At 46.2% G+C, this 16,185-nt stretch carries 13 protein-coding genes; 1 reads left to right on the top strand and 12 read right to left on the bottom strand.

Translation table 11 applies throughout. From position 1 onward, the window contains the following. Positions 1 to 168: 168 nt before the first annotated feature. The 12 genes from rlmD to CES79_RS01750 form a co-directional block, all read right to left on the bottom strand. Positions 169 to 1,542, bottom strand: coding sequence for a 23S rRNA (uracil(1939)-C(5))-methyltransferase RlmD (gene rlmD, locus CES79_RS01805; protein WP_089136129.1), 1,374 nt, complete (start codon positions 1,540 to 1,542; stop codon positions 169 to 171). An 85-nt stretch (positions 1,543 to 1,627) separates the two neighbouring features. Beyond that, on the bottom strand, positions 1,628 to 2,641 hold the full coding sequence (locus CES79_RS01800; protein ID WP_089136128.1) for a diacylglycerol kinase: 1,014 nt from the start codon (positions 2,639 to 2,641) through the stop codon (positions 1,628 to 1,630). Between the two features lie 35 nt (positions 2,642 to 2,676). Beyond that, complete coding sequence (gatB, locus tag CES79_RS01795; RefSeq protein ID WP_054654033.1) at positions 2,677 to 4,098, bottom strand: Asp-tRNA(Asn)/Glu-tRNA(Gln) amidotransferase subunit GatB; 1,422 nt, start codon at positions 4,096 to 4,098, stop codon at positions 2,677 to 2,679. Further along, positions 4,098 to 5,567 (bottom strand): Asp-tRNA(Asn)/Glu-tRNA(Gln) amidotransferase subunit GatA, encoded by a 1,470-nt coding sequence (gatA, locus tag CES79_RS01790; RefSeq protein ID WP_089136127.1) that lies wholly within the window; start codon positions 5,565 to 5,567, stop codon positions 4,098 to 4,100. Before gatA ends, gatB begins: the two co-directional genes overlap by 1 nt. A 9-nt stretch (positions 5,568 to 5,576) precedes the next feature. After that, positions 5,577 to 5,882, bottom strand: a complete 306-nt coding sequence (gatC, locus tag CES79_RS01785) for an Asp-tRNA(Asn)/Glu-tRNA(Gln) amidotransferase subunit GatC (RefSeq protein ID WP_054654031.1) — start codon at positions 5,880 to 5,882, stop codon at positions 5,577 to 5,579. A gap of 134 nt (positions 5,883 to 6,016) precedes the next feature. Next, the gene (locus CES79_RS01780; protein WP_054654029.1) at positions 6,017 to 7,162 is read right to left on the bottom strand and encodes a CamS family sex pheromone protein; all 1,146 of its coding nucleotides are present in this window, start codon (positions 7,160 to 7,162) and stop codon (positions 6,017 to 6,019) included. Continuing rightward, positions 7,162 to 9,207: an NAD-dependent DNA ligase LigA gene (ligA, locus tag CES79_RS01775; protein ID WP_054654027.1), complete on the bottom strand. Its 2,046-nt coding sequence runs from the start codon at positions 9,205 to 9,207 to the stop codon at positions 7,162 to 7,164. The genes CES79_RS01780 and ligA overlap by 1 nt, the downstream gene beginning before the upstream one ends. A 14-nt stretch (positions 9,208 to 9,221) precedes the next feature. Further along, complete coding sequence (pcrA, locus tag CES79_RS01770; RefSeq protein WP_089136126.1) at positions 9,222 to 11,474, bottom strand: DNA helicase PcrA; 2,253 nt, start codon at positions 11,472 to 11,474, stop codon at positions 9,222 to 9,224. A gap of 182 nt (positions 11,475 to 11,656) precedes the next feature. Next, a complete protein-coding gene (locus tag CES79_RS01765; RefSeq protein WP_089136125.1) occupies positions 11,657 to 12,814 on the bottom strand; it encodes an ATP-grasp domain-containing protein in 1,158 nt (385 codons plus the stop codon). A gap of 111 nt (positions 12,815 to 12,925) precedes the next feature. Further along, positions 12,926 to 13,453, bottom strand: a complete 528-nt coding sequence (locus CES79_RS01760; protein ID WP_054654025.1) for a DUF2179 domain-containing protein — start codon at positions 13,451 to 13,453, stop codon at positions 12,926 to 12,928. A gap of 57 nt (positions 13,454 to 13,510) precedes the next feature. Next, positions 13,511 to 14,095, bottom strand: a complete 585-nt coding sequence (locus CES79_RS01755) for a xanthine phosphoribosyltransferase (protein ID WP_054654023.1) — start codon at positions 14,093 to 14,095, stop codon at positions 13,511 to 13,513. Positions 14,096 to 14,189: 94 nt separating this feature from the next. Beyond that, complete coding sequence (locus CES79_RS01750) at positions 14,190 to 15,101, bottom strand: 1,4-dihydroxy-2-naphthoate polyprenyltransferase (protein WP_089136124.1); 912 nt, start codon at positions 15,099 to 15,101, stop codon at positions 14,190 to 14,192. 92 nt (positions 15,102 to 15,193) lie between these two features. Between CES79_RS01750 and CES79_RS01745 the strand changes: the two genes are divergently transcribed. Beyond that, entirely contained in the window at positions 15,194 to 16,126 is a 933-nt protein-coding gene (locus CES79_RS01745) for a polyprenyl synthetase family protein (RefSeq protein ID WP_089136123.1), read from the top strand. The last annotated feature ends 59 nt before the right edge of the window (positions 16,127 to 16,185 follow it).

Raw genomic sequence — 16,185 nt, 5'->3', positions numbered from 1 at the left:
GGAAGGATAAAGCAATGGCGATATCCTTTTTTCGTGTCAACATACATAGATTACAGAAAGAAAAATCTGTTGTCGATCATGTCTTGTGACATGACCAACAACAGATATGATAGAACCTAAAAAGGCACCACCAAGAGTCATCTTAGTCGTGCCTTTAATTTGCTAATTTTAATCTTTTTCAAGTAATGTGACTGATTCGATATGCGGTGTCTGTGGGAATTGGTCAACGGGCTGAATCGGTTCAGTCACGTGGTAACCTTCGTCCATGAAGCGCTGAACATCACGAATCAATGTCGATGGGTTGCAGCTAACGTAAACGATCTTCTTGGGCTGCATAGCGGCTGCACTTTCAATCAACGTTTCATCCAACCCTTTACGTGGTGGATCAACGACGATGACATCCGGCTTTAAGCCCTGTTTCTGCCATTCGGCCATCTGGTATTCAGCCTTGTTGGTTTCAAAATGCAGGTTGGTTAAGTCATTTAACTTAGCGTTCTTTTTAGCATCCTCAACCGCGGTTGAAACCACTTCAACGCCGTAAACTTCCTTAGCGTGACGCGCCATGGCCAAGGAAATCGTCCCGATACCACAGTAAGCGTCGATCACCGTTTCGTTACCGGTTAAGCCGGCACGATCAATAGCCAGTTTATACAGTTTTTCAGTTTGAACTGGGTTAACTTGGTAGAATGATTTAGCTGAAATTTCAAACCGGTTGCCCAGCAGTGAATCATGGATCACGGGTTCGCCATAAAGAACGTTGGTGATGGGTCCCATAATGACGTTAGTTGGCCGGCTGTTGACGTTTTGAATGATACTCGTCACTTCTGGCAATTCTTCCGCAATTTGGGCCACGATTTCCTTTGCCCGTGGCAAGGTGTGACTGTTGGTGATCAAACCAATCATCATTTCTTTTTCGTAATAACTCTGGCGCACCATGATGTTACGAATGATTCCCTTATGGGTTCGTTCATCATAAGCCGGAATGTTTTCACCGCGTAAAATATCGCGCACAATGACGATGGCTTTATCGATCCGGGGATCTTGAATGTAGAAATCAGTCAATGGTACCAAGTTATGGGAATGTTGACGGTAAAAACCGGTTTCCAATTCGCCATTAACCATCCGCACTGGAATTTGTGCTTTATTGCGGTAATGATAGGGTGTTTCCATCCCAATGGTTTCAGAAACGCTGAGGTCCAGTTTGTTCTTGGCCAACAGTGATTCAATCTGATGCTGCTTGAACCGTAGTTGAGCTGGGTACACCATGTGTTGCAACGGTGCGATACCGGCTTGCGCGAGCTTACGATCCTTAGCATCGATCTTTGCCCGGTCTGGTGAAGTCGTTAAATGTTCCAAAACGCGGCCGAAACCAAAGGACTTACCGACCTTGGTCACGACAAATTTAATCTTTTCACCTGGTAAAGCGTTGGTGATAAACAATGAATAGTTGTCGATCTTAACCACGCCATTACCTTCATAGGTCAGGTCCATAACGGTCCCTGTATAAGTTTCATTTTTTGCTACTGGTGCTTGTATTTTCATGTAAATCTCCTTGTTTTAACCAAAAGAAAGGTTTTGCTGCCTTACGTATCATACAGCAAAACCCTCCTAATTCATACTATAAAAATTATTTCTTTGATTCTTCGTCTTCTGGCAGTTCTTGAACCCCTGCTAAGAACTTCCGCTCAGCTTCCAGAATTTCCGGTGTTTCAGTTTCCACAGCAGCATCCGGAATATCATCCAGGTTAGCATAGGTTTCAATGTGCTGCTTTAAGTTAACGAAGGTCATTGGCGCATCGCCACCATATTCACCGTCCAAGTTGATCATGATCTTGGAATTGCCCCGTGGCTTAGCTTCAACTTTGCGCACTTTACGATAAATGATCCGCGGATCGTTAATGTGCTTACCACCATTTAACACAAGGGTCAGCAGGTGTAAAATTTCGGCTAAATTACTGGTTTTGACGATGATCATCGTGAATTTGCCATCATTTAACGACGCATCAGGGACGATCTGTTCAAAACCACCCACTGAATTGGTCAATGCCAAGAAGAACATGGATGCTTCACCCACGTATTCATCGCCATCGTACTTCAAATCCACTTTAAATGGCCGAATCCGTGGTAACAGTTCCGCGCCTTTGACTAGGTAGGCCAAGTAACCAAATAATGTCTTTAAATTAGAGGGCACCTCATACGTTAACTCGGTCAAACGACCGCCACCGGCAATGTTGACAAAGTAGGTCTTGCCCGCCATACCAATGTCCATTTTAATGGTTTGATTTTTTAAAACGACTTTAGCAGCAGCTAACGGATCTTCCCGTGGAATTCGCAGTGCCCGAGCATAATCATTAGTCGTTCCGGCTGGAATAATGGCCATTTTAGGCCGTTTCTTTAAGCCGGCAATCCCGTTGACGACCTCGTTAATGGTGCCATCGCCACCGGCAGCAACGACTAATTCAAAGCCCTCACGTGCAACCCGTTCGGCCTCATCGCGTGCCGAATTAGGAGCCGGGGTCGTTGCGAACGCACTGGTTTCATACCCCGCCTGTTCAAAAACTCCTAAAATATCGATCATATCCTTCTTCAAGGCCTCCCGACCAGAAGAAGGATTATATATCACTCGCGCACGTTTCCGCATAAGTGTCTTTCCTCCCCAATTCAAATCACGTTTATCTATTTTTTAAGTGAAGCCATCAACAGCTGGTTAACCACTTTAGGGTTAGCCTTACCATGAGTCTGCTTCATAATTTGACCAACCAGGTAACCAACTGCCCGGTCTTTCCCATTGTTGAAGTCATCAATTGATTGCTGGTTATCAGCCAAGACACCATCAATAATTGGCTGCAATTTAGCTGGATCAGATAACTGAATCAGACCCTTTTCTTCAACGAAAGCCTTAGGTTCTTTACCTTGTGTAATCGCCTTGAAGACCTTCTTAGCCATCTTGGTTGAAATGGTGCCATCGGTGATCAAATTGATCATGCCGGCTAAGTTAGCTGGCGTCAGTTTAGTATCCTGTAAGTCCGCATGCTGTTCGTTCAAGAAGGCGTTAACGTCGCCTTGAAGGTAGTTCGAAGCTGACTTCGGATCCGCACCAAGTTTAACGGTCTCATCAAAGAAGTCGGCCATTTCCTTAGTTTGGGTGACAACCATGGCATCGTAATCCGTTAACCCAAGTTCTTTAACGTAACGGGCACGACGGCTGCCAGGCATTTCGGGCATTTCACTGCCAATTTCATTGACCCAGTCATCACTGATATTGATTGCAGGCAGATCAGGTTCTGGGAAGTAACGGTAATCGTCAGAACCTTCCTTAACACGCATCAGAATAGTTTCACCAGTATTCTCGTCAAAACGACGGGTTTCCTGTTGAATTTGGCCGCCAGACATCAGCACACGCTGCTGCCGCTGTTCTTCAAAGGCCAGCCCTTTACGAACGTAGTTAAAGGAGTTCAGGTTCTTCAGCTCAGTCTTAGTCCCATATTCTTTTTGACCTTCAGGCCGAATCGAAATGTTGACATCGACACGCATGGAACCTTCTTCCATCTTCACATCAGAGATCCCGGTAAATTGAATCCGTTGACGCAGTGCTTCCAGATAAGCATAAGCTTCATCAGGAGAAGCAATCTCCGGCTTCGATACGATTTCAATTAGCGGTGTGCCTTGACGGTTTAAATCAACGTAAGAAAAGTCACGGGCATGGGTGTTCTTACCGGCATCTTCTTCAATATGCATTTCGGCGATCCCAACCCGCTTCTTTTCGCCATCAACGTCAATTTCGATCCAGCCATCATGAGCGATTGGCTTATCAGATTGCGTAATTTGGTAAGCTTTCGGGTTATCAGGATAGAAGTAGTTCTTCCGGTCAAAATGCGTGTGTGGTTCAACTTGAGCATGCAGTGCTAAAGCCGCCATGATACCAGACTTGACAACACCCTTGTTGGTGGTTGGCAAAACCCCAGGATAGCCCCAATCGATCACGTTCGTATTGGCGTTAGGATCGTCCCCATATTCAACGGGCGATGGACTAAAGATCTTGGAATTGGTTTTTAATTCAACGTGGACTTCAAGTCCGATAGTTGTTTTAAAATTCATTAGTTATTGCCCCCTTGCTTAGGTGTTTGTTTGTGAAAATCAGTCGCTTGTTCAAAGACGTAACCCGCTTTGTAAAGCGTAGATTCGTCAAATGGCCGACCGATCAATTGCATCCCAACTGGCATGCCCTTAGCAAATCCAGCAGGGATTGACATTCCTGGCAAGCCAGCAAGGTTAACGGGAATGGTCAAAACATCGTTCATGTACATGGTCATTGGATCAGAGATCTCGTCGCCAATCTTGAAAGCTGGTGTTGGCGCAACTGGTCCCATGATAAAGTCGTGATCTTTTAAGACGGCTTGGAAATCATTAATGATCAACGTCCGTACTTGAGCGGCCTTCTTGAAGTAAGCATCGTAGAAACCAGCAGAAAGGGAGAACGTCCCCAGCATGATCCGACGCTTAACTTCATCACCAAAGCCTTCAGTCCGGGAGTTAACGTAAACATCTTCCAAGTTTTTAACATCCTTAGAACGGTGACCGTAACGAATCCCATCAAACCGTTGTAAGTTTGAAGAAGCTTCGGAACTGGCAATAATGTAGTAAGCGGCAACACCGTACTTGTTGTGCGGTAACGATACTTCATCGACCGTAGCGCCTAATTCGCGGTACTTGTCAGCAGCGGCTAAGATGGCATCCTTAACTTCTTGGTCGACCCCTTCGCCTAAGTATTCCTTAGGCAGACCGATCTTCATGCCCTTAACGCTGGTCTGATCGTTCAGTTCAGCTGCAAAGTCAGGCACTTCTTTAGTAGAAGTGGTCATATCGTGGTCGTCATGACCAGCAACTGCAGATAACAGAATGGCGTTATCTTTGACGGTACGGGTCATTGGACCAATTTCATCCAGGCTGGAAGCAAAGGCAATCAAGCCCCAACGAGAGATTCGGCCGTACGTTGGCTTCATCCCAACGATCCCGTTAAATGATGATGGCTGACGAATCGAACCACCAGTATCGGAACCTAAGGCAGCGATGACTTCACCAGAGGCCACAGCAGCAGCCGAACCACCTGACGAACCACCTGGCACTCGGGTGTAATCCCAAGCATTTTTAGTGGTCTTAAAAGCTGAGTTTTCAGTTGAACCACCCATGGCAAATTCATCCATGTTGGTCTTACCAACGTTGATCACACCCTGCTTATTTAACTGCTTAACCACCGTTGCATCGTAGACTGGCACAAAGTTCTCCAGCATTTTAGAAGCAGCTGTAGTGGTCAAGCCGTTGGTCACGATATTATCCTTAATGGCCAGTGGAATACCAGCTAAGACATTATCGGCATCAACGCCTTTTTCATCCATTTCAGCAGCCTTTTTTAACGCTGCGTCTTGGTTAAGCGTCAAAAAAGCGTTCAATTCAGGATCAGTAGCGGCAATGTTATCAAAGGTCGCTTTAACTAAATCAGTCACACTGATTCGTTTAGCGACTAAATCATCATGCAGTGATGTTAAATCTTTTTCGAAATACTTCATCGTGGTCTACTAATCCTCACTTTCATCAATAATAGTTGGCACTTTAATGTAGCCCTTTTCGGCATCAGGTGCGTTTTTAAGCAAGGCTTGGCTTTGCCCCCAGTTATCAGCAACGTCTTCTCGCATGACGTTGATCTGGTCGGTCACACTTGAAGTTGGTTCAATGCCTTCTGTATCGACTTCGTTTAAGGTTTCAAATAACCCAATAATTTCATCTAATTGGGTGGTAAAGTACTTCAGCTGGTCGTCGTTCAAACTTAATTTCGCTAACGAGGCAACGTGTTGTACCTGTTCTTGATCAATTCGACTTGCCATCAAGTTTCCCTCTTTCACAAGTATTCTGCGTAAAATTACGCTACACATCAAATATACTACCACATTATAGCCCAAAATAGCACTGGTTTCTGGAACGGAACCAGTGCTATTTTGAATCAAGACAATTCTATTAATTAATAACTGTTAAAGACGTGCGACGTAAACTTCTTGGCACCATTATCACGGCTTAAGAAACTTTGAACCCCTTCAGTTGAACTGACCGTAATGTCAATTGGTGCATTAGAAGGAAGGTACTTTTGCGCGGCCTGCTGTAAATACTGCGTAAAGCTGATGATCTCTGTTTCACTGTAAAATTGCGTCGTGATGCTGACGTTCATCCCCGTCAGCTGTTTGTTCGTATAATGCGCCTGAGCAGTAACCCCACTTAAATTAGGGAAGTAATTTTGAATCTGGTTCTTAAAGTTTTCAAAGGCATTTTCATCGTTGGAATTACCAGCATTCGACTTAGAACTGGCCGTTGGGTAGACGTAGTTCTTTTCACTGATGGCCTTCCACGAATTAATCTTTGTCGCAGTCCCCTTATTGGTTGAATAGGAGAAGAAATTACCACCGACTAAACTATCGTTAGGTGCCTGTCTGTAAAGTGCAATCGTGATCGGCACGTTTTTCAAGGCTGCCTTTTTGCGCAGACGTGTCAAAACCTGGTTAGCAATTTGACGGCCTTCACGGTTAGCTTCCGCCTTGCTGATATGGGTCTCATAAGTTGAACCGAAGTTTTTCTTTTCGTAGTAATCAACGGAATTTAAGCCCAGTCCAACGGTCACCCCTGATAGGGTCAACTTTTTACCGTCTTGCTTCATAAAATCCTGTTCTTCCATCTGCTGCAGATAGATCGGATTACGGGTGGTAGCACCGGTCTTTTTGTTATTGACCGGGTTCAGACCATCCGGATTAGACTTTGATTTACGACCCAGCCATTTTTGAACGGTGCTGGTATTTAAGTACTGGCCCTCTTCAAAAATGTACTTACTTGGTGAATAAACCTTCTTAGAAACGGTTAGCAGACCGCTTTCAAAGCTCTTCAGGTTAAATTGATTGTCATTTTGAGACACGTTGACACCACGAGACTTGCTGGTGACATACCGGCCGTTTTTAATGACACTTTGGTAATCTCCCTGAGACGCTTGACCAGTAAGCTGGGTTCCCTTGTTACTGCTGTTGCCACCAGAACCGGTACCGCTGGAACTGCCTAAATTACCACAGGCACTTAAAAACAGACCACAAATCGCCATCACAAATATGGCTTTAAATCGTTTCATTACTTCTTTCCTCCATCTACAGACTGGTTAGACATCTCGGCTGCAAACCGATCTTCGTTCCAGACTGGTACGTCGAGGGCTTCTGCCTTGGTCAATTTACTGCCAGCATCCGTCCCCGCGATTACAAGATCCGTCTTTTTCGACACGCTGCTCGTCACATCCGCACCCTGAGCTTCAAGCCAGTCACTGGCCTCACCGCGCGTCATCTGCGTTAATTTACCAGTTAAAACGACCCGTTTACCAGTAAAGAAACCATTGGCTGGTGCTGTCTGTTCGTTGCCAGACGTGTAAGTCATGTTGACACCGCGCGCTTCGAGCTCGCTAATAAGCTGTCTAGCACCCGCGTTACTAAAATAAGTCACCAGACTGTCGGCAATCGTATCACCAACTGAATCGATTTCAGCGATTTCTTCTTGACTAGCAGCCATGACGTTTGCCATGGTTTCAAAGTGAGCAGCAATCAAGCGAGCGGCTTTATTGCCCACGTGACGAATCCCTAATCCAAATAATAAGCGTTCTAGCGAATTATTGCGACTATTATCCAGCGCATTTAATAAATTATTAGCAGATTTCTCACCGAACTTGTCTAAAGTGACCAATTGATCGAAGGTAAGGTCATATAGATCGGCCACATCTGAGACGTACTTTTTCTCAAATAACTGACCAATGATCCGTGGCCCCAGACCATCAATATTCATGGCGTTTCGAGAAGCAAAATGGGTCATCTGTTCGGTCAGCTGCTTGGGACAGCGTGGATTGATGCAGCGCAGTGCAACTTCCCCGTCTAAATGAACCAAAGTTGCGCCACACGATGGACACTGCGTTGGAATCACGTATGGCTGACTATCGGCCGGCCGTTTGCTGGCCACAAAGTTGGAGATTTCTGGAATGATATCACCAGCTTTATGCAGCATCACGGTATCGTTAATACGAACGTCTTTTTCATTCAGATAGTCTGGGTTGTGCAACGTTGCCCGAGCAACGGTGGTACCGGCCAATTGAACCGGATCCATGATGGCCGTTGGCGTTACCACGCCAGTTCGGCCCACAGTCCACTCAATATCGTGGACCACCGTTTCAGCTTCCTCCGGCGGAAACTTATAAGCAATCGCCCACCGCGGGACTTTAACGGTAGCCCCCATTGACCGCTGTACAGGTAAGGCGTTGACCTTCACCACGATACCATCGATGCCGTATGAGAGGTCGTCGCGTTGCTGCGTGTACTCGTCAATATAAGCATCGATCTCAGCCATATTATGCGCTACTCGGTACTGGGGATTAGTGGTGAATCCCAGTTCAGCTAGTTCATCGATCAGACCGCTTTGAGTCCGGGTATTCAACGGTTCGTAATCAGCCACGTTGTACATAAACGTGCTGAGTTTGCGTTCCGCGGTCACCCGCGTATTTAATTGCCGTAAGCTTCCAGCTGCTGCATTGCGGGGATTCGCAAAGACGGACTTACCTTCAGCATCCCGCCGATTGTTTAGTTCAATAAACGACTGCTTGGGCATGTAGCATTCCCCGCGGACTTCGATCGTTAGCGGCCGCGTTAGTTCAGTGGGAATCGACGGAATAGTCTTCAGATTAGCGGTAATGTCTTCACCAATCTGTCCGTTACCCCGCGTCGACCCCTGAACTAACTTCCCGTCAACGTAACGCAGTGAGATCGCTAACCCATCAATTTTAAGCTCACAGTTGTAAGTTCCGGCTTCATTTTCGGTAATGTGATCCACAAAATCAGCCAGTTCGTCCTCGGAGAAAACATCGCCTAACGACAGCATGGGAATCTCGTGGGGGACCTTAGTGAAATCAGACGCCACGGTACCACCCACATTTTGAGTCGGTGAATCCGGCGTGATCAAATCCGGGTACTTCGTTTCAATTGCCACGAGCTGGGCGTATTGCTGATCGTAAACTGAGTCCTCAACGGTCGGGGCATCTTCACTGTAATAGGCCTCTCCCCAAGTACGCAATTGCGGCCGCAGTTTGGCCGCTAACGCCTCCGCTTCTGGTTTTGTTAGAGAATCAAGTGATGATTCACTCATTAATACCACCCCTGTTATTGTTCTACCTTTGTGATCGGCGCAAAGGCAGCTAATAATCGTTTGACACCTTCTTGTGGGAAGGCAATATCGAGTTCCATGTCTTCGCCAGTCCCGTTGATCTTAACCACGGTTCCAGTCCCCCACTTCTTATGGGTCACCTTATCACCCGTCTGCCAAGCTTTTTTATCAGCACCAGTACCGCTGTTAGCGGCAACTGAACTGGAACGCTTTTGATGATAAGTCGTGGACATCGCAGACGCCGTACGCCGGTCAAAGGGTGTTCGTAATGACGTTGCACCATTTTGCCCCGGATTGGCCCGGTTATCCATTTGCAATAAGTCTGGCTCAATTTCTTCAATAAAGCGCGACTGCGGATTACGTTGAGGTCGACCATACAGCATCCGTGAAAACGCGTTGGTCAAGAACAGCCGTTGCTTGGCACGGGTGATCCCCACGTAAGCCAGTCGCCGTTCTTCTTCCAGCTGATCGTGGTCTTCCATGGCCCGACTCAGTGGGAAGATACCTTCTTCCATCCCAATTAAAAAGACCACTGGGAATTCCAGACCCTTAGCCGCATGCAGTGTCATCAAGGTCACTTGTGCAGGTTCTTCTGCCACGTCATCCTGGTCAGAAACCAGTGCCAGATCGGCTAGAAAGTCTATGATGCGGTCGCCTGAATCACTTTCGTCAGCATCGTAGGATTCATCAAATTTCTGCGTCACTGAGAGGAATTCCTGAATGTTTTCCAGCCGGGTCTCGGCTTCCAAACTTCTCGAAGCTTGCAGGGCCGCTTTATAACCGGTAGTGTCCAAAATCTGTTCCGACAATTCGGTCACCGTACTAGTGCCGGCAATCGCCTGCAACTTTTGAATAGTCGTGGCAAAACCGCCGATGGCACTGCGAGCACGACTGGAAATATCATTAGCCACATCAACGTTCACTGCAGCCTCTAATTCTGACCAGCCGTTATCTTGGGCAAACGTCCGCAGCTTCGCCAGTGAACCAGAACCGATACCGCGCTTGGGTTCGTTGATCACCCGTTCAAGGCTAATGGCATCCGAACCGTTCGCAACCAACGTCAAAAACGCCAGCATATCCTTAATTTCTTTACGGTCGTAGAACTTGTGGCCGCCAACAATGGTGTAGGGCACGTTCGCCTTAACCAGTGTTTCTTCCATCACCCGCGACTGCGCGTTGGTCCGGTAGAGCACGGCAAAATCACCATACTGATAATGGCTCGTCTGCATCAAGTCCTGAATCTGAGCCACCACGTAGCGGGCTTCGTCGTTTTCACTTTGACCGCGATAATAGTGAATTTTTTCACCTTGGTCGTTTTCAGTCCAAAGGTTCTTATCCTTGCGGTAACCGTTGTTTTTGATCACCTGATTAGCGGCTGCCAAAATGGTTTTGGTCGAGCGGTAATTTTGCTCCAGCATGGTCACGTGCGCATCCGGATAATCCTTTTCAAAATTCATGATGTTTTCAATGTTGGCACCACGCCAGCCATAGATACTTTGATCAGAATCACCCACAACGCAGAGGTTATGGTGCTCTTTAGCTAACAGATTAACCAGCGTATATTGCGCATCGTTGGTATCTTGATATTCATCTACGTGAATGTACTGGAATTTTTTCTGATATTCAGCCAGCACGTCTGGGTTCTCGTTAAATAGGCGAATCGTCAGCATGATCAGGTCATCAAAATCCATCGCCTGATTACGCTGCAGCCCCTTTTGATAGGCGTCGTAAGCCCGTGCGACAATTTCGTCAACTGGGTTACCAGCTTCCTTAGCTAATTGCTGCGGGGTTTTAAGTTCGTTTTTTGCATTGGAAATTTTACCCAGGATCATCCGCGGATCAAATTTCTTTGGATCCACGTTTAATTCGGCGACGACTCGTTTCATTAACGTGCGCTGATCGCTGGTATCGGCAATCGTAAACGCCCGGTTATAACCGAGTTTATCAGCATACCGCCGCAAGATGCGGACGCATAGCGCATGAAAAGTCGAGGCCCAGACATCGTTACCTTCTGGTCCTAATAGGTTCACGATCCGTTCGCGCATCTCACGGGCCGCTTTATTGGTAAACGTAATTGCCAAAACGTGCCACGGCAGCACACCCTTTTCAATCAGGTAAGCCACTCGGTGCGTTAATACCCGGGTCTTACCACTACCAGCACCGGCCATGATCAAAAGTGGCCCCTCAGTATGTTCAACAGCTTCTCGTTGTTCCTTATTCAGTTTTGCTAACAATGCAGATTCAGCCACGGTTTTATTCCTCTCCTATTTGTACAATAACTAACGCGCTGATGGTTTTCCATCAGCGTGTATTTTAATCAGATCACTAGTAAAATTGTCGCCTATCTTGATTCATAAAGCAATACTTTTATCGGAAATCTTAAACGTCTGTTCGCAATAAAAAAGGCACCCTGTAAGAGAGCACCCCGTTATTAGTTATTCTCTGAATCCGCTGAATCCTGTGACCAGATTTCAGTGTCTTCTAGCTGTTCCAGCAGCTTATTCACGTCATCGCCCTGAACCAGAATGTGACCAGCTAGTTTTTGGCTGTCCAGATCTTGGTGTCCCTGACGGTAAAATGAAAAGTGCCAGTTGGGTTTTAAAGTCCACTGGGTCCGAATGGCATTCGCCTGATCGTGCGTAAAGGCCGCCATTACGGTTGGCTTCACCACTTGAATATCGCTTAGCGGCATGCCGGCGATTGCCCGCAGATGCTGTTCAAATTGACTGACAGTTGTGGCACGGTCAAAGATTCGCCCAGCCTCACCAAAGGTTGGAATGATCTGTTTGACGTAGAGCGAACCGTTATCGTTGAGCATGAAGTCAACTTCAAACACGCCAACATACTTCACGTTGGCCACGATTTCGTGACAGATTCGATCCATTTCAGTCTGCACGTCCGGATCAATTGACACTGGCAGATAGGCCCAGGTCATTTGTCCGTTTTGCCGTTTGATTTCAACTGGTGGGAATAGACTGGCTTCACCTGAAGCCGTCCGGGTCACCGTTACCGTTAATTCCCGTGAATAGTCCACGGTCGACTCTAGGATATAAGTCCCCCAGTCCATTAGACCAGCGGCCTGCGCAATATCAGTCTGCGTCCGAATCGTCATTTCCTGGCCGTGTACCAGATCTTTTTGAATTGGTTTAAGTACACTGGGATAGCCAATCGAATTAATGGATTGGTAAACGTCGTCGAGGCTGACGATCGTCGCATACGGGAGAATGTTGACGTTGAGCTGTTCGTAAAACGCCCGTTCCAGTAACCGGTCTTGCATCATCATTTGAAAATCAGAGCCCTGTGGTAACGTCGTCGACCCTTCGATGACGGATAGAACATCCGGACTAAGATGTTGAGAATCATAAGTGACCAGATCGCACCGTTCCGCAAAATCAACTAAACGGTCATGGTCCGACAGTTCACCAACGATCTTAAAATCAGCTAATTGCAGCATTTCGCTAGTTTCATCAGGCCCGTACGCACCAACTTTGAAGCCGGCTTGACGTGCTGCGGATACGATCATGGGGCCGTCTGTACTGTCGCCAATTACCCCAATGGTGCCTCCTGGATACAAAACATGATTGTCCAAATTTGTTCACTACCTTCTTCTCAATAAAAGATGAGCTTTTATTTTTATTATAGCTTTACTTACAAATTGTACTAGTAATTTGTTAAATCTTTAAAATATATTTAGTTCTCATTACTGCCGAAACCGGCGACGCACCCGTTTGACCCAGAAACCGCCAGAAATATATTTTGGCTCGTAGGTGATGATAAAGGCTTTGGGTTCGGCATCGTTCACAATCGCATACAGCCGCCGTTCCTGATTACGCGGGGTAAGAATATCCAGCACCAAACGCTGGCCTTCAAGACCTTGAGCTTTACTTTGAGTCACCCCAAAGCCACTGGAACGAAGCGTTTTGGGCAACTCACTATCAGTGTCTGGCAAAATAACGGTCGCCATAATGTAGCCCAGTGCCAGCTTATCTTCAATAATAATACCGACCCGAACGCCGACACCATAACCTAAGGCGTAAGCGATAATGTTTAACACGTTATCCAGCCGGTTCAAAACCATTGCTAATCCCACGACGTAAACCGTAATTTCAACCACGCTTAAAATGGGGGCCAGATTGCGATAACCCTTCATGGTGAGCATAAATCGGAGAGTGTTCAACGTAATGTATACGAAACTAATGACAAAAATTAAGATCAGTGTCCATACCATGGTCTCGCCTCCAATCAAACGGTACCATCAGTCGACTAGAGAATAAAATAATTTAAACTATTTATCGGTGTTGCTGGCAAAAGTGACCTGGTTGTTAGCTAGTGATGCGATGCTTGCCAGTGCTTCCAAATGAATCCCGGCGTCCAAGACCAGCTGGTGGCCCTTCTGGAACCGCTTTTCGATCACGACACCGACACCAACAACATCAACGTGAGCGGCTTTACAAATTTCTAACATGCCTTCCACCGCTTGGCCGTTAGCTAAAAAGTCATCGATGATCAAAATCTTATCATCCGGGTCAATAAACCGCTTATCAATGCTGATATCGTTATTGACCTGCTTGGTATACGAATAGACCCGCGCCGTGTATAAATTATCGGTTAACGTCAGTGAACGGTGCTTCCGGGCAAAAACTACCGGTACGTTCATTTTGAGCCCTGCCATTAGCGCTGGGGCAATCCCAGATGATTCAACGGTCAATATCCGAGTGACCCCTTCATTTTCAAACAGGCGTTTAAATTCCCCGCCCATTTCGTACATTAATTGGGGATCAACTTGATGATTCAAAAAGTTATCCACTTTCAAAACATCACCAGGTAAAACGGTGCCGTCGCGTTTAATTCGATCTTCAAGTAACTTCATCGATAACTTCCTCCTAAATTATGTCCAGTAATCCGATTAAGACTTATGATTAGTGTACCCGATAAACCATGGTTTTGCCAATCTGAAAACACCTTTACCAGCCTAAAATAGTTCCTAGACCGATCCAAATAATACAGAATAATGCCATGACCAAGGAATTTTGTACCGCGTATTTAAAGGTTTCTTTTTTAACCTGTTTTGTCATAAAGACTTTGGTATTACGATAAATGATGGGAATACTCAAGAGCACTAACAGACTCATCACTGGTAAATAGCCCAGCGCTACGCTCACGATCAAACAGAGGTAACCGGCAACGATATCAAAAACGAACACCCGTAGCATAACTGGCTTACCAAAATAAAACACGATTGTTTTCCGGTTAAGGGTCTTATCTTCATCGGCATCGCACAGGTTATTCGCCAGCATGATATTACCAATTGCAAAAACGGCAATACCAGAGGTCAGCAGTACTTTAAAAAAGAGGGGCCAAGTCAAAGGCTCAACCGGAAACGTATTGATATAAACTGAGATCAGCGTGATCACAAACCCCATGGTCAGACCAGAGAAAGCCTCCCCAAAGGGCGTGGTCGAAATTGGCCGTGGTCCAGCTGAGTAAAAATACCCGACCAGAAAGCAAAATAGCCCCATGATCAGTAACGGCCAGCTGGTTTCAATGACCAGCAAAATACCCAAAATAGCAGCACTGCCGGCCATCACAATGATGAGGTTACGGATCAGTTTAACCGATAAATGGTGGACACCAATAATGTTGGTCTTTTGCTTCCATTCAGCGGCTTCCTTGGTGGCACCACGGTAATCTGAGTAATTATCGTGGGCGTCCACAGCCATATTGAATAATAGCATGGCCACAAAGAAAGTAATGGCTAACGGCCAGTTCACTTGGCCAAAAACGTAGTATGAAAAGAAGAGGCCCATGAAAAATGGCCAAACTGAGGCAATTTTTGCTTTTGCCTCAACGAGTTCCAAAAAAACATTTACAGACATATCACCTAAACCTCCAGAAATAAGGACACCAAAATTGACAATGTGACGTGAGCTTTGTATCTTAAACGTAAATCTTGTAAAGGAGCAGCCAAATGAATTTAACCTTTTGGGCAGCATTACCGCAGGTTCAAAAACAGCTTCAGCAGCTCCAAGATGACCTGCTGAAAACGGTTGACCTGCCTAATCAACCCGTACATATTAGCATATTAAAACTTCTGCAGTCGGGTGGCAAGTTTCTTCGGCCTGGGGTTTTCTACCTCTTTTCAAGCTTGGGTTCAACCCCTGATGAGGCTCGGCTACTCGCTGGTGCCAGTGCTCAAGAACTGCTGCACTTAGCGGTCCAATGCCATGATCAAGTCTCAGACGATCGGCTAAAGGGCCCCCATCTGGGACAAGCCAACCGCCAGCGCAATGCCATTTATGCCGGTGACTATTTATTGACCCGCTACTTTGCTGAACTATTAAAGACTCAGCCATCCGCAGCAGACTTACCAGACGATCTAAACGCGATGCAGCGGATCTTAGCCGGTCATTTAACGCAGTTACAGCATCAGTTTGATTTAACGGAGACCGTTCCTGCCTACTTTACCGAAATCAACCAGAAAACGGGTGAAGCTTTTCGGTTTAGTGCTGAACAGGGGGCTAAACTAGCTGGCGCAACGCCTGAATTGATCGACCTCAGTGCCAAAATCGGTGCCAGTATCGGCACGGCTTATCAAGTACACCAAGATATTGCACTGGCTTTTGGTCAGCCTAAGCCCCTCTTGATCAGTTTGCAGAAGGGACAATACCCGTTACCCCTCATTTTAATTTTAAAACGACCAGCAATACAGCAAGTTCTTAAAAAGCGGCAGCAATTAACGCTCAATGACGTTCAGCTCATTCAAAGACAACTCGACCGAAAAGCAGCACAATCACAGTTGAACAACCTCACTGACCATATCAATCATTTACTCAACGAGCTACCTGCTGGTACAGCTCAAAATGATCTGCGTCAATTCATCAGGATGTTATTCCAAGCTTAACGACCACATATCAAAGCCCATTAGTCATTTTTCGTTTGAGAAATGACTAATGGGCTTTA

It is taken from the genome of Secundilactobacillus silagei JCM 19001, from assembly GCF_002217945.1.
GTDB classification, from domain to species: domain Bacteria; phylum Bacillota; class Bacilli; order Lactobacillales; family Lactobacillaceae; genus Secundilactobacillus; species Secundilactobacillus silagei.
Note: the sequence above shows the minus strand (reverse complement) of the source record. Positions and strands in the feature narration are given on the sequence as shown.